The 14244-nt window shown below is 59.3% G+C and carries 12 protein-coding genes; 7 read left to right on the forward strand and 5 right to left on the reverse strand.

Annotated elements, in window-relative coordinates:
* Positions 1-53 precede the first annotated feature (53 nt).
* Positions 54-2924: an EAL domain-containing protein gene (locus KGA98_RS04595; protein ID WP_223501553.1), complete on the reverse strand. Its 2871-nt coding sequence runs from the start codon at positions 2922-2924 to the stop codon at positions 54-56.
* Between the two features lie 256 nt (positions 2925-3180).
* Between KGA98_RS04595 and uvrD the strand changes: the two genes are divergently transcribed.
* From uvrD to KGA98_RS04615, 4 genes are all read left to right on the forward strand, one after another.
* On the forward strand, positions 3181-5364 hold the full coding sequence (gene uvrD, locus KGA98_RS04600) for a DNA helicase II (protein ID WP_223501558.1): 2184 nt from the start codon (positions 3181-3183) through the stop codon (positions 5362-5364).
* A gap of 155 nt (positions 5365-5519) precedes the next feature.
* Entirely contained in the window at positions 5520-5960 is a 441-nt protein-coding gene (locus KGA98_RS04605; protein ID WP_116579800.1) for an EamA family transporter, read from the forward strand.
* Positions 5961-6139: 179 nt separating this feature from the next.
* Positions 6140-7018 carry a Tim44 domain-containing protein gene (locus tag KGA98_RS04610; RefSeq protein ID WP_057712698.1) on the forward strand — a complete coding sequence of 293 codons (879 nt, stop codon included), beginning with the start codon at positions 6140-6142 and terminating at the stop codon, positions 7016-7018.
* Between the two features lie 138 nt (positions 7019-7156).
* The gene (locus KGA98_RS04615) at positions 7157-7564 is read left to right on the forward strand and encodes an SMI1/KNR4 family protein (RefSeq protein WP_003187120.1); all 408 of its coding nucleotides are present in this window, start codon (positions 7157-7159) and stop codon (positions 7562-7564) included.
* A 22-nt stretch (positions 7565-7586) separates the two neighbouring features.
* Here KGA98_RS04615 and KGA98_RS04620 read toward each other — a convergent pair whose 3' ends face one another.
* Positions 7587-9350 (reverse strand): cation:proton antiporter, encoded by a 1764-nt coding sequence (locus KGA98_RS04620; RefSeq protein WP_057712697.1) that lies wholly within the window; start codon positions 9348-9350, stop codon positions 7587-7589.
* A gap of 286 nt (positions 9351-9636) precedes the next feature.
* On the opposite strand from KGA98_RS04620, the gene KGA98_RS04625 reads away from it, so the two are divergent.
* Positions 9637-10119 carry an acyl-CoA thioesterase gene (locus KGA98_RS04625; RefSeq protein ID WP_057712696.1) on the forward strand — a complete coding sequence of 161 codons (483 nt, stop codon included), beginning with the start codon at positions 9637-9639 and terminating at the stop codon, positions 10117-10119.
* Positions 10120-10249: 130 nt separating this feature from the next.
* On the opposite strand, the gene pdxY is transcribed toward KGA98_RS04625, so the two are convergent.
* A complete protein-coding gene (gene pdxY / locus KGA98_RS04630; RefSeq protein ID WP_057712695.1) occupies positions 10250-11122 on the reverse strand; it encodes a pyridoxal kinase PdxY in 873 nt (290 codons plus the stop codon).
* A 119-nt stretch (positions 11123-11241) separates the two neighbouring features.
* Here pdxY and KGA98_RS04635 point away from each other — a divergent pair, with 119 nt between their 5' ends.
* Positions 11242-11655, forward strand: coding sequence for a DUF3301 domain-containing protein (locus KGA98_RS04635; protein ID WP_223501560.1), 414 nt, complete (start codon positions 11242-11244; stop codon positions 11653-11655).
* A gap of 4 nt (positions 11656-11659) precedes the next feature.
* Here KGA98_RS04635 and KGA98_RS04640 read toward each other — a convergent pair whose 3' ends face one another.
* Positions 11660-12631: a CobW family GTP-binding protein gene (locus KGA98_RS04640; protein ID WP_223501562.1), complete on the reverse strand. Its 972-nt coding sequence runs from the start codon at positions 12629-12631 to the stop codon at positions 11660-11662.
* Positions 12632-12658: 27 nt separating this feature from the next.
* Between KGA98_RS04640 and KGA98_RS04645 the strand changes: the two genes are divergently transcribed.
* Entirely contained in the window at positions 12659-13015 is a 357-nt protein-coding gene (locus KGA98_RS04645; RefSeq protein ID WP_223501564.1) for an NADH:ubiquinone oxidoreductase, read from the forward strand.
* Positions 13016-13030: 15 nt separating this feature from the next.
* Here the strand turns inward: KGA98_RS04645 and zigA are convergent, their stop codons facing one another.
* Positions 13031-14236: a zinc metallochaperone GTPase ZigA gene (zigA, locus tag KGA98_RS04650; RefSeq protein WP_223501568.1), complete on the reverse strand. Its 1206-nt coding sequence runs from the start codon at positions 14234-14236 to the stop codon at positions 13031-13033.
* Between the last annotated feature and the right edge of the window lie 8 nt (positions 14237-14244).

Genomic DNA, 14244 nt, shown 5'->3' on the forward strand with positions numbered 1-14244 from the left:
TCTTCCGGCATCTCAGGCGTCCTGCCCGACACGTCAGGCGGGACGCCTCCTCGTCAGCTTGCGGCTTGCGCGTGCAGCAAACCTGCCAACGTCTCAGCCTCAACCGGGCGGCTGATCAAATAGCCCTGTACCTCATCGCAGCGCTCGGCTTTCAGGAACTCAAGCTGTTCTCCGCGCTCCACTCCTTCCGCCACGACCTTAAGCTTCAGGCCGTGGGCCATGGCAATGATTGCCCGGGTAATCGCCGCGTCTTCGCTGCCCTCACCCAAGCCACGAATAAACGCCTGATCAATCTTCACGTAATCCACCGGGATCCGCTTGAGATAGCTCAGGGATGAGTAACCAGTGCCAAAATCGTCAATGGCCAGTTTCACCCCGAGATCACGCAACTGCTGGAAGGTTGCGATGATGTGTTCGACGCTGTCCAGCAACTGGCTTTCGGTGAGTTCCAGCTCCAGCAGTTGCGGCGCCAGCCCGGTCTCTTCCAGCACCTGCCGCACCAGACTGACCAGCTTGCCTTGGCGCAATTGATGCACCGACAGATTGACCGACACCCGAATTGCTTCGAGTCCCTGCCGTTGCCACTCACAGGCTTGCCAGCAGGCCTGACGCAGCACGAACTCACCGATCGGGCCGATCAATCCGGTTTCTTCAGCCAGGCCAATGAAATCCCCCGGCGGCACGCGGCCCATGGTCGGATGATCCCAACGCACCAAGGCTTCGGCGGCATTCAACCTGCCAGTGGCCAGGCACAGTTTCGGTTGGTAAAACACCTTCAGTTGTTTGTCTTCGATGGCTTTGCGCAAGTGGTTTTCCAGCTGTAAACGCTCCAACGTGCTGGCTTGCAAGCTGTCGGTGTAAAACTGGAAATTATCGCCTCCCAGGTGTTTGGCGTGCTGCATTGCCATGTTCGACTGACTGACCAGTGCCGATATTTCCCGCGCGCTGTCCGGCAACAAGCTGATGCCCATCGACGCGCTGAGCACCAGCTCATGCCCGTCAATGGTCACCGGCAAACGCAACTTGTTCGCCAGACGAGTCGCCACCCTCGCCAGGCTCGAAAGGTTGCCGTAGGAATTGAACAGCACGGCAAACTCATCACCGGAAAGGCGCGCGATGGTGTCTGCTTCAGGCAATGCATTCACCAGTCGCCGGGCCATTTTCTGCAATAACTGATCGGCGACTTCATGCCCCAGGCTGTCGTTGAGTTGCTTGAACCGATCGAGATTGATGTGCAGCAACGCCAGGCTGCGATAACCGCCCTGCCGCACTCGTTGATGAGCCTCGTTGAGTCGTTCGCGAAACATCGCGCGGTTGGCCAGACCGGTAAGTTCGTCGTAATGGGTCAGATAGCGCATACGCTGTTCGGACTCTCGACGAGCCGAGAGATCAGCGAAGAAGCCCACAATATGGCTCACATTTCCCCGGGCATCGCGCACGGCATTCAGTTGCAGCCATTGCGGATACATCTCGCCGTTCTTGCGGGTTTCCACCAATTCGCCCTGCCAGCTGCCTTGCTGCTCCAGCGCCTGATGTATCGCGGCGTAATGCCTGCGCGCATCGCGACTGCATGGCAACTCGACGACATTGCGTCCGATCATGTCGTCGATGTCATAACCGGTCACCCGACTGAAGGCTTGATTGATCGCGATCAGGACGTAGTTAGGATCGAAAATCACGATCCCTTCGCTGGCCGCCTCGAACACGGTCGCCGCCAATTGCCGCTGCTCTTCCAGACTTTTGCTGGCGCTGATATCGCGGCGAGTGCCGACCATGCGAATCACCCGGCCGTTGTCGGCACGCTCGACTGCTCGCCCGCGGTCCTCGATCCAGACCCAGTGGCCGTCGCCATGCCGCACGCGATACTCGATTTGATAGTCCTCGGTGCGGCCCTTCAAATGCTCGACCAGCGCCCTTTTCAGCGCAGGAAGATCCTCGGGGTGAAGACGCGGCTTGAGGTGACGCAATATCGCCGTGACCTGTTCCGGCTCCAGGCCGAACAATTCCTGAATTTGTGTGTGATGGACTTCGTCGGTTTGCAGATTCCAGTCCCACAACCCCAACTCGCTGGCCTTCAATGCCAGCGCCAGGCGCGCCTCACTCTTGCTCAGTGCCTGATTGGCGGCGTCCAGTTCCAGGCTGCGCTGAGCCACCCGGTTTTCCAGGTCGACCTGGATCTCTCGCAATTCGTCCTCGGCACGTCGGCGCTGTTCTATCTCCTTGGCCAGCTTCTGATTGAGCTGATCACTGCAGCTTTGCGCCTGCTGCAGATGCTCGATCAGTGCCTGGTTCTGAAAGCGTCGCATCAAGCCCCGATCGATCAATCGATTGACTTGCCAGGCAACCACGCTCAACGCACCGAGCAGGATCAGCCCGAACCAGCCCCAACCTTGCTGCTGTTCGTCAGCCCCCCAAAACATATAGGCGATGGCCGGCAACAGGCAGGGCAAGGTGAATGACAGGAAGGCCGGCAAGCTGACCGCATAAGCCACGCTGGCCGAGAGCGCTGCGGCACCGATGAGGCCGAAGACCCAGGCTTGCTGAATGAAAGTATCGGCGGGAACCAGGGCGATGCCGGCACCGGCCAGGGTCAGACCGGTGAGGCCGGAGCCCAGCAAAAACATCCGCCGCCAGATGGGATGGGCCTGACGGTTGGGAATGGCCGAATCAAAGGCTGCGACCTGAATCACCCGCAATGCCACCAATGACAACAACCACACCAGCCAGACACTGACCAGGAAATAGCGCTGCGGGCTCCAGAGCAAACCGGCACAGACCAGGCCATTGATCAGCATGAACAACGTGGGCAGCAGCGAGCCTTGATACAACAGGCGCGTGCGTTCGACCGCCATTTCCATGGCGTACTGTTTACGGATCACCCGGGGCTCCACAGTGGGGCCCGACAGGTCGAAGCTGAGGGTCATAGGCGATGTTCTTGTTCTTATAATGATGAGCATGTGCCCGAAACTGCTCGGAGCATACACAAGCAATTGCCCGGACCAAACTGCTGCTGATCAATAAATCGCCAAATTTTTCGGACGCCGATGCCGCTGAAAATGCTGAAGGCACGCCCCGCCAATGCCTGCAGCCGATGACTGACCGGTCGTCCTTCGCATAACTTTCATCGGTTAAAGCGAAGCGGGGTTTGCCCGGTGTGTCGCTGCCCCCTAGAATGCCCCGATGCGCGATGATCTCTCCCTTCTGCTGAACTCCCTCAACGATGCCCAACGCCAGGCCGTAGCGGCCCCCGTGGGTCGTCAGTTGGTCCTGGCCGGTGCTGGTTCCGGTAAAACCCGAGTGCTGGTGCACCGTATCGCCTGGTTGATCCAGGTCGAAAACGCCTCGCCCCACTCCATCCTGTCGGTGACCTTCACCAACAAGGCCGCTGCCGAGATGCGCCAGCGCATCGAGCAGTTGATGGGTATCAACCCGGCCGGCATGTGGGTTGGCACCTTCCACGGCCTGGCGCACCGCCTTCTGCGGGCACACTGGCAGGAAGCGGGCTTAAGCCAGACCTTCCAGATTCTCGACAGCGATGACCAGCAGCGGTTGGTCAAGCGGGTGATCCGCGAGCTCGGCCTGGATGAGCAACGCTGGCCGGCCCGTCAGGCCCAATGGTTCATCAACGGCCAGAAAGACGAAGGCCTGCGCCCGCAACACATTCAAGCCAGTGGCGACCTGTTCCTGGCAACCATGCGCGGTATCTATGAGGCCTACGAGGCCGCCTGCCTGCGTGCCGGTGTCATCGACTTCTCCGAATTGCTGCTGCGCGCACTCGATCTGTGGCGCGATCACCCAGGCCTGCTCGCTCACTATCAAAAGCGCTTCCGGCACATTCTGGTGGACGAGTTCCAGGACACCAACGCCGTGCAATACGCCTGGTTGCGCATGTTGGCCAAGGGTGGCGACAGCCTGATGGTGGTGGGCGACGACGACCAGTCGATCTACGGCTGGCGCGGCGCCAAAATCGAGAACATCTACCAGTATTCCGAAGACTTCCCGGACGCCGAAACCATTCGCCTGGAGCAGAACTATCGCTCCACCGCCGGCATCCTGAAGGCTGCCAACGCCTTGATCGCCAACAACACCGGGCGCCTGGGCAAAGAGCTGTGGACTGACGGCGGCGACGGCGAAGCGATCAACCTGTACGCCGCCTTCAACGAGCACGACGAAGCACGCTACGTTGTCGAAACCATCGAAAGCGCGCTGAAAACCGGCTTGTCTCGCAGCGATATCGCGATTCTGTACCGCTCCAACGCCCAATCGCGGGTTCTGGAAGAAGCCTTGCTGCGCGAGCGCATTCCCTACCGCATCTATGGTGGTCAGCGCTTCTTCGAACGCGCCGAAATCAAGAACGCCATGGCCTACATGCGCTTGCTCGAAGGCCGCGGTAACGATGCTGCGCTGGAACGGGTCATCAACGTGCCGGCCCGCGGCATCGGCGAGAAAACCGTCGAAGCGATCCGCGACCATGCGCGCCACAGCGATGTGTCGATGTGGGAAGCGATGCGCCAACTGGTGGCCAACAAAGGCCTGACCGGTCGTGCGGCCGGTGCCCTCGGCGCGTTTATCGAGCTGATCGAGAACCTCGCTGCCAAGTGCATAGAAATGCCGCTGCACCTGATGACCCAGACCGTCATCGAGCAGTCGGGGCTGATCGCCTATCACGAAGCGGAAAAAGGCGAGAAAGGCCAGGCCCGGGTAGAAAACCTTGAGGAACTGGTCAGCGCCGCGCGCAACTTCGAAAACAGCGAAGAAGACGAAGACCTGACGCCATTGGCAGCATTCCTTGGTCACGCATCGCTGGAGGCCGGCGACACGCAGGCCGACGAGCACGAAGACAGCATCCAGCTGATGACCCTGCACAGCGCCAAAGGCCTGGAGTTCCCTTACGTGTTCCTGGTGGGCATGGAAGAAGGCCTGTTCCCGCACAAGATGAGCCTGGAAGAACCCGGCCGCCTGGAGGAAGAGCGTCGTCTGGCCTACGTAGGCATCACCCGGGCCATGCAGAATCTGGTGATGACCTTCGCCGAAACCCGGCGCCTTTATGGCAGCGAGACCTACAACAAGGTGTCGCGCTTCGTACGCGAAGTTCCGAAAGGCCTGATTCAGGAGGTGCGGCTGTCCAACAGCGTCAGCCGTCCGTTCGGTGGCAACCAGTCGATGAGTGGCAGCAACCTGTTCAGCGGCAGCGAGATTCCGCAGACCGGCTTCAGCCTGGGCCAGACTGTGCGCCACTCGATCTTCGGTGACGGCGTGATCCTCAACTTCGAAGGCGCCGGCGCTCAGGCCCGGGTGCAGGTGAACTTCAGCGAAGGCAGCAAGTGGTTGATGCTGGGGTATGCCAAACTGGAAGCAATCTAAAGATCGTCGAAGGATCAATGTGGGAGCGGGCTTGCTCGCGAATACGGTGGATCAGTCTCTATCGATGTTGCCTGACACTCCGCTTTCGCGAGCAAGCCCGCTCCCACAAGGTTCTGTGTAGTCTCCAGGTTCATGTAAGCAATCAAGGAACCGTCATGGGCACGGGCTTTTTTTCCTCCTGGACATTCTGGGCCCTGTTATCCGCGGCATTCGCGGCAATGACCGCCATTTTCGCGAAAGTCGGCATCGAAAACGTCAACTCCGACTTCGCCACCCTGCTGCGTACGATAGTGGTATTGGTCAGCCTGGCCTTGATTTTGTACGCCACGGGCCAATATCAGTCCTTGGGATCGATCTCTGCGAAGAGCTACCTGTTCCTGCTGTTGTCGGGCCTTGCCACCGGTGCATCGTGGATCTGCTATTTCCGCGCACTCAAGGTCGGTCCGGCGTCACTGGTTGCTCCAGTGGACAAACTCAGCGTGGTGCTGGTGGCTGTCCTTGGCGTTGTCCTGCTGGGTGAAAAACTCGACTTGCGCCAATGGGGCGGAATAGGCCTGATCACGGCCGGAGTGGTCATGCTTGCCCTGCGACGCTAGGCAAGCGTCCTACAAGCCCTGTCCACTCATCTGACAGATCAAAGTCAAAAGGCCTTATTGCACTGACTGGAGCTGAACACGACCTGTCAGGCAAAAGCCCGAAACACTCTGCCGCTAGCCAGCAACACTTCACCTGTGCAACATGGCGCGCGTGCCTTCCACAAATGGGAATTCCCTTTATGAAACGTTTTCTTAGCATCGCCATGGCGTTGTGCATCGGCCTGACGATGAGTCTCGACGTCAATGCCGCCAAGCGCTTCGGTGGTGGCAAAAGCGCAGGCGCTGCGCCGACTCACCAGACCAGCCAGATGGCTCCTTCTTCTCCAGGCATGGGCGGCGCTGCGGCGACCGCTGGTGCTGCCGGTGCCGCTGGCGCTGCTGCCAAGGCCGGTGGCGCTTCGCGCTGGCTCGGCCCACTGGCCGGTATCGCTGCCGGTGGCCTGCTCGCATCCATGTTCATGGGTGACGGCTTCCAGGGCATGCAGATCTTCGACATCCTGATCATGGCCGTCATTGCGTTCCTGGTCTTCCGCTTTATCGCCGCCCGTCGTCGCAAGCAGCAGGAGCAGTACGCTCCGGCCGGCCACGCGCCGATGCAACGTGAGGCGTTCGAACAAAAGCCTGCCGGCGGTTCGATCTTCGGTGGTTCGGCAGCGCCTGTTGCCGCTCGCCCGGTGATCAACGCGCCAGCCTGGTTCAACGAAGGAAACTTCGTCGAAGCGGCACGCAATCACTTCCAGTCCCTGCAACAGCACTGGGACGCCAACGAAATGGACAAGATCGCCGAGTTCGTGACCCCGCAAATGCTGGAGTTCCTCAAGCGTGAGCGTGCTGACCTGGGCGACGGCTTCCAGTCCACCTACATCGATAACCTCAATGTACAACTGGACGGTGTGGACGATCGCGCCGACAAGACCATCGCCACCCTGACCTTCACTGGCCTGTCGAAAACCTCGCGTTTCGACCAGGGCGAAGTCTTCAGCGAAAGCTGGAACATGGAACGTGCACAGGGCGAAAACCAGCCTTGGCTGGTGGCCGGTATCCGCCAGAACGGCTGATCACCCTCCGCGTTTCACTTGTTGTAAACAAAACCCCGGCCCAGGCCGGGGTTTTCTATTTCGCGGTTGCATCTATAGCAAGCTACTGTATAAACCGCCCCATATAAACCGCGCCATACAAGCAAGAGGATCCCGGACGTGGAAGAAATCATCGAACAACTGCGTGAAGCCAACGAACCGGTACCGGTCCCCTTGGAGTTGCCCGACGAAGACCTGCTGGTCGAAATCGAAGAACAACTGTTCATCGACATTCCGTTCGTCTTCAGAGAGTTTCTGCTGACCGTCAGCGATGTGGTCTACGGCAGCCTGGAACCGGTCACCGTGACCGACCCGCAATCCCACACCTACCTGCCCGACGTTGCCGCCAACGCCTGGGACGCCGGCGTCGATCGCAGCCTGATCCCGATCTGCCAGGACGGTGATGACTACTATTGTGTCGAAGAAGACGGCACCGTGGTGCTTTGGCAGGCCGAAGAAGAACTGATCGCCGAAGAGACCTGGGAGTCTGTCTGGCACTGGGCACGGGACGTCTGGCTGGAAAGCTGATCCAGTCAACGCCGCGGGGTGGTCAATGCCCGGACGACTCCTTGTGATTGTCGAGGGTTTCCAGCAACGCCACCTGCATCCGCGTATGCACACGAATGAACCAGCGCCACAACAGCGCCGCCACGGCGGCCGCGACCACGGCGATCAGTACCAGCAACTTGTTGGTCGGCAGAATACTGGCCGACAAGGCTGCCAGCAGAAAAAAGATCACCAACAGCGACAGGATCGGGATCACTTCGGCGATCACCCGGCGCACTCGCTGCGTGTGGCGCCCGGCCATCTCCGGCTTCACGCCCATTTCTGCGAGCAACATCGACAGCGCCTTTAGCTTGCGGTACGCCGCAATCAAAAAAGGCAGCGATAACAACAGCGCCCCGCCCCAGATCAACGCCTTTTGCCAGCTCGGATCGCTGATCCAGCCTTGCAGGTAAGCCGACATGCGTTCGGCGAAGTACGCGCCCGAGAAGAAGATCGCGATCACCAGCGCCAGATTGACTCCCACCTGCAGCAAGATCCTGCGAATCATGGATGCCAGTAACGCGCCCTCACCCTGCGGCTGGATGCTGCGCAGCCATTCGCCATACATCCCCAGCACCCGCCCCAAGCGTTCTGGCATCGCGCTGGCGAGCTTGATCGACAATGGATCGGCCGCACGGATCAGATAAGGCGTCAGCAAGGTCGTGATCACCGAAACCGCCACAGCCACGGGGTATAAAAAGTTACTGGTGACCTGCAACGTCATGCCCAGTGCCGCGATGATGAAAGAGAATTCGCCAATCTGTGAAAGACCCATCCCGACTCGCAGCGAGGTACGTCCGTCATTGCCGGCGATAAATGCACCAAGGCCGCAGGACAACATCTTGCCGAGCACCACGGCTACGGTGATTACCGCGATTGGCCAGGCGTACTGAAGCAGGATCGCCGGATCGAGCATCAGCCCGATGGCCACAAAGAAAATCGCACTGAAAAGATCGCGAACCGGTTCAATCAAACGCTCGATTTTCAGCAGTTGCCGGGATTCCGCCATGATCGCGCCGATCAGGAATGCACCGAGGACCATGCTGTATTCAAGCTTGACCACCAGCAGGCAGAAGCCAAAACACAGGCCCAGCACCGTGATCAGCAGCATTTCGTTGCTTTCGAATCTGGCGACGTAGGCCAGCAACCGCGGTACCATCAGGATGCCAATGACCAAGGCGACGATCATGAACAGCGACAGCTTGCCGACCGTGGAAAACACTTCGCCGGAGCTGACCGTACCGCTGACCGCGATGCTGGACAGCAGCGCGATGATGCCGATGCCCAGAATGTCTTCGACGATCAGCACTCCGAATATCAACTGGGCAAACCGCTCGTTCTTCAGCTTCAGATCATTGAGCGCCTTGACGATGATGGTGGTCGAGGAAATCGCCAGGATCGCGCCGAGGAACAGTGAATCCATGGTGTTCCAGTCGAACCAGCGACCGATCTCGTAGCCGATCCAGATCATCAGCACGATTTCCAGGAATGCCGCGATGAATGCCGTGGCACCGACCTTGAACAACTTGCGCAGGCTGAACTCCAGGCCCAGGCAGAACATCAGGAATATCACACCGAGCTCGGCCAGGGTCTTGATGGTTTCTTCGTCGTGGATCAGGCCGAATGGCGGGGTGTGCGGGCCAATGATGAAACCGGCGACGATGTATCCCAGTACCACCGGTTGCTTCAGGCGATGAAAGACCACGGTGACCACGCCTGCGATCAACATGATCACTGCCAGATCCTGAATGAAACTGATGGCATGCATGGCGTGAGACTCCCTGGGTGGTATTGCTCGATCCCCGGACGCAGGAAAAGTCTGATCGAGCAGAACAAAAATCGGAATTGCACGTAGGAAATGCCCTTGAGGCGGGGCTTTTGCAGGGTAACACCGCGACTTCTGGCAGAAAGGCGGTGCAATATATGGAAACAGATCGATCCGGCGTGACGGCGACTCCGCACCTGGCGTCCCGATAACTGTTGGTTTGAAAAAAACCGCCGAGGCACCCGCAGAGGTGCATCCCTCAAACCTGGCCTTGACCCGTGAGAATGCTATGGAACCCGGAAACGCCCAGCTGTCGATGACGGTATTGATGACCCCCGACATGGCCAATTTCTCTGGCAATGTTCACGGCGGCACCCTGCTCAAATACCTCGACGAAGTGGCCTACGCCTGCGCCAGCCGTTATGCCGGCCGCTATGTGGTGACCTTGTCGGTGGATCAGGTCATTTTCCGTGAGCCGATCCATGTCGGCGAACTGGTGACCTTCCTGGCCTCGGTCAACTACACCGGCAACACCTCCATGGAGGTGGGCATCAAAGTGGTGACCGAGAACATCCGCGAACGCTCGGTGCGCCATACCAACAGTTGCTTCTTCACCATGGTCGCGGTGGATGAGCAGCGTAAACCTGCATCGGTACCACCGCTGCAACCGCAGAACAGCGAAGACAAGCGCCGCTATATGCAGGCCCAGCAGCGTCGGCAGATTCGTCAGGAGCTGGAAAAGCGCTATCAGGAAATCAAGGGCGACGCCTGAGCTGGTCTTTCAGGCTGATGGTGTTCGTTAGATAGCCATTCGCGAGCAAGCCCGCTCCCACACTGGATCTATGCAATACCGAAGATCAAATGTGGGAGCGAGCCTGCTCGCGAATGGGGGCAACGCAGAATCAAAGGCTGATCGAGGTCGCCTCGAACCGCACCCGCGGATGGGCAATCCGGTCCTGAGCCCGAACCAGTTCCAACTCGTAGCTGGCACAAGCCTGGGTTTCCAGCAGCACTTCATGCACCGCCGATGCCGTGAACTCGAACGCGGCCACCAGGCTGTCGCCCAGCAGCACACGCGCCAGGAACAGGCCGGACGTCAGATCGCCCACGCCCACCGGCTGACGCGGGAACGCCAGCAACGGGCGCTGCAAATGCCAGCTGCCTTCGGCCGTCACCAGCAGCATCTCGAAGACCTCAGCAGACTTGCCTGGGTAGTCCAGATGCTTGACCAGCACCGCTTTCGGACCGCGCACCAGCAATGCACGCGCCATTGCCAGGCAATCGAACAGCGATTGCGGCTTGCGTCCGGAGAAGCTGTCCAGCTCCAGCTGGTTCGGGCACATGAAGTCCGCCACGGCGGCGGCCTCCTCCAGCAGAAAATCACTGACCTCCGCCGGAACACTGCAGCCCTTCTCCGGATGCCCCATGACCGGGTCACACAGGTACAGCGCCTTGGGGTTCATCGACTTGATCCGCTCCACCCCCGTCAGGATCGCCCGGCCCTGGGCCGCACTGCCGAGGTAACCGGAGAGCACCGCATCGCAGTTGCCCAGCTCGCCAATCGCCGCGATGCCTTCGACCAGGTCAGGTATCTGGTGCGGCGCCAACACTTCACCGGCCCACTGACCGTACTGGGTGTGATTGGAGAACTGCACGGTGTTGAGCGGCCAGACATTCACCCCGACCCGTTGCATCGGGAAAACCGCGGCACTGTTGCCGGCGTGACCGAATACCACGTGGGACTGGATAGCGAGCAAATGCGGTGTACGTTTCATGCGGTGGATTTCCGTAAAACGATTGAAATTCTAGCCGCGCAGTATGCGACTAAACGCAGCCTGTACGACAGACCAGCGACACAGTTAAGCTGACACTATCTTGTTGGAGCACCCTGTTGATGCTGACCCTTGGAAATATATTCGTGCTGATGCTGTTCGCCACTGCCGGCGCATGGCTATGGCACAACCACGGCTTGCGCGAGCGCGCGCTGGAGCGGGTCAAGCAGCATTGCGGCAAACTCGGGATCGAATTGCTCGACGGCAACGTGGCCTTGAAAAAAATCGCATTCATCAGGGATGCCAGTGGTCGGCGACGCCTGGCCCGTGTGTACAACTTCGAGTTCACCGTGACGGGCGAAACCCGCCACAACGGTACCATCACCCAGTTCGGCGCTCACAGCGCACAGATTGAGCTGGCGCCCTACCCGGTCCCGTTCGACGAAACCGAACCGGTGGTCGAAGTGGCGAAACCTCGCGCTGAAGTGATCGAGCTGAGCCAGTGGCGTCAGGAACACACCAAGTGGCGACCTTGAGCCATTAACCCGATCCGGATCGACATGCTGCCAGCTCACGCTGCAGTCGTTCTGCGTTCTGCGTTTCACTGAAAATCAGCTCGATACGCGAATCCTGCCGCCATTCACTGGGCTGCCAGTCCAGCACCGAGTTATCCACAGCGTTCGCCGAGACCCACCCGTGGGCGCTGTGGATAACCAGCTTCGCCCGCTTCCAGCCAAGGCAGTCAAGCCACCGGCCAACCAGAGCGGCATCAAACACCTGGCTTGGGTGCCAACGCCATCCGATGCTCCAGCCTCCGTCCTGTTCCTGACTCAAGCAAATGGGCAACGCGGGATCACTCCAGCCCGCCGGCAGCTGCGCCAATCCCCTGGGCAAGACGAAGTTATCCACACCTGCCAGTGCTTTGGCATTCAGCCCCGGCAACTCGCTCAAGGGTAAAGCCGCCTGCTGCGTCCAGTGCAGGGGGAGCGGCGGCAATTGCCCGGTGATTCGCTGGCGGCTTTCTTCTTCGAGCCCTTCAGACTTGTTCAACAGTAATAATCCCGCATGGCCCAGCGCTTGCTGTTGAACATCCGGCAGCGGTTTGCCCGCGGCGAGCGACTGGGCATCCAACACCAGCACACAAGGCTGGACAGCCAACACGCCTTGCCACGGCGCTTCGCTCAATTGCCTGAGCAACTGCGCCGGATGCCCCAGCCCCGAGGGTTCGATGAACAGCCGATCCGGTTGTGCCTTGCGCAACAAGCGCCCAAGACCAATCTGAAACGGCGCACCGTTGACGCAACACAAGCAGCCCCCGGCCACTTCCCCCAGTGCGATACCATCGGCGTCCTGGGTCAGTAGCGCAGCGTCGAGACCGATCTGGCCAAACTCGTTGATCAACACCGCCCACCGCTCGCCAGCCGGGCGCTGGGCCAGCAGGTGCTTGATCAGGCTGGTCTTGCCGGCACCCAAGGGGCCGGCGATGACATGAGTGGGGATATTCTGCAGCATGGTTGATGATTTCTGAGGAGGTGATGGATGCGGTTGATTGGCTTGGCGTTGCTCCTGGCACTCGTTTCAGGCGAAGCGCTGGCCCAGGCTTGTGTGGTTCATAGCCAGGGCGAGCGGCTTGATGTCCAGGTTTGCCAGCAGAACCGCAACATCCCGCCAAAACTCTTCGCCGATGGCTTCTGCCAACCGAACCTGGTGGGGCAGAAAGTCGATGTGCAGTATGTCGATCAATGTCCCGGCGGCGCATTTGGTATCTGCAGCAACGCCCAAGTAGCCAATATGCCCTACCGACAGGATATTCACTATTACGGCGTTGCCACCGACGCGGCGTATTTGCAGCCGTACTGCGAAGCCCAGAGCCAGGGCACCTGGCTCAAGCCTTGAAGCGTCAGTTCAGGATCAGGCTGCCTCTTCGTACCAGGGGCCGAATGGATCAGGCAGCAAACGCCAGCCCTCTATGCCCAGCACCATTTCCTCATCGGTCAGCAGGCATGCGTCCAGTTCGGCCGCAAGCTGCTTGAAGTCGATGTTCTGGCCGATGAATACCAGTTCCTGACGACAGTCCCCGCTGTCAGCGGCCCAGTTTTTCATGATCCCGGCGGTACTTTCTTCGTCTTGCGGCCATTGGTTTTTCGGTACGAAACGCCACCAGCGTCCGGCAAAGCCATAGCGCATCAAACCACCGGCCTGGGACCAGCTGCCGGCGTCCATGTGCTTGCTCGCCAGCCAGAAAAAGCCCTTGGAGCGCAGCAGCTTGCCGTTGTCCCAGGGCCCGTCGATGAAGTTGAAGAAACGCTGTGGATGGAACGGTCGACGAGCCCGGTAAGCGCTGGACGCAATGCCGTATTCTTCGGTTTCCGGCACATGTTCGCCGCGCAGCTCCTGCAACCATCCCGGTGCCTGGGCAGCCTTTTCGAAGTCAAAACGACCGGTGTTGAGAATCTTGTTCAAGGGGATTTCACCCATCGACATCGCAATGATTTCCGCCCTGGCGTTGAGCCGTTCAAGTATGGCGATCAACTCCTCACGCTGGTGGCTGCTGATCAAGTCGATCTTGCTGAGCAAAATCACATCGGCGAACTCGACCTGCTCAATCAACAGATCGGTAATCGAACGTTCGTCTTCCTCCCCTAGTGTTTCTCCTCGGGAAGCCAGGCTTTCGGCAGCCTGGTAATCGAGCAGGAAGTTCATGCCATCGACCACCGTGACCATGGTGTCCAGACGTGCGATGTCGTTGAGGCTCTGGCCGTTTTCATCGCGGAAGGTGAAGGTTTCCGCCACCGGCAGCGGTTCGGAAATACCGGTGGACTCGATCAGCAGATAGTCGAAGCGACCCTCCCTGGCGAGTTGGCTCACTTCCTCCAGCAAATCTTCACGTAACGTACAGCAAATACACCCGTTACTCATTTCCACTAACCGTTCTTCAGCGCGATTAAGGCTGACATCGCGCTGGACTTCGGTGCCATCGACGTTGATTTCGCTCATATCGTTGACGATGACTGCAACCCGTAAACCATCGCGATTACGTAGTATGTAATTAAGAAGTGTACTTTTTCCGGCACCAAGAAAGCCGGAGAGAACGGTCACGGGGAGTCGATTGGACATCTGTATAT

The sequence above is a fragment of the Pseudomonas sp. BF-R-24 genome, assembly GCF_019947335.1.
Lineage (GTDB): Bacteria > Pseudomonadota > Gammaproteobacteria > Pseudomonadales > Pseudomonadaceae > Aquipseudomonas > Aquipseudomonas jessenii.

Bases quoted from the DNA above. Each gene is read 5' to 3' on its own strand.
- KGA98_RS04595 (WP_223501553.1), bottom strand. From the start codon at position 2,924: ATGACCCTCAGCTTCGACCTGTCGGGCCCCACTGTGGAGCCCCGGGTG.
- uvrD (WP_223501558.1), top strand. From the start codon at position 3,181: ATGCGCGATGATCTCTCCCTTCTGCTGAACTCCCTCAACGATGCCCAA.
- KGA98_RS04620 (WP_057712697.1), bottom strand. From the start codon at position 9,350: ATGCATGCCATCAGTTTCATTCAGGATCTGGCAGTGATCATGTTGATC.
- pdxY (WP_057712695.1), bottom strand. From the start codon at position 11,122: ATGAAACGTACACCGCATTTGCTCGCTATCCAGTCCCACGTGGTATTC.
- KGA98_RS04645 (WP_223501564.1), top strand. From the start codon at position 12,659: ATGCGGTTGATTGGCTTGGCGTTGCTCCTGGCACTCGTTTCAGGCGAA.
- KGA98_RS04605 (WP_116579800.1), top strand. From the start codon at position 5,520: ATGGGCACGGGCTTTTTTTCCTCCTGGACATTCTGGGCCCTGTTATCC.
- zigA (WP_223501568.1), bottom strand. From the start codon at position 14,236: ATGTCCAATCGACTCCCCGTGACCGTTCTCTCCGGCTTTCTTGGTGCC.
- KGA98_RS04625 (WP_057712696.1), top strand. From the start codon at position 9,637: ATGGAACCCGGAAACGCCCAGCTGTCGATGACGGTATTGATGACCCCC.
- KGA98_RS04610 (WP_057712698.1), top strand. From the start codon at position 6,140: ATGAAACGTTTTCTTAGCATCGCCATGGCGTTGTGCATCGGCCTGACG.
- KGA98_RS04640 (WP_223501562.1), bottom strand. From the start codon at position 12,631: ATGCTGCAGAATATCCCCACTCATGTCATCGCCGGCCCCTTGGGTGCC.
- KGA98_RS04635 (WP_223501560.1), top strand. From the start codon at position 11,242: ATGCTGACCCTTGGAAATATATTCGTGCTGATGCTGTTCGCCACTGCC.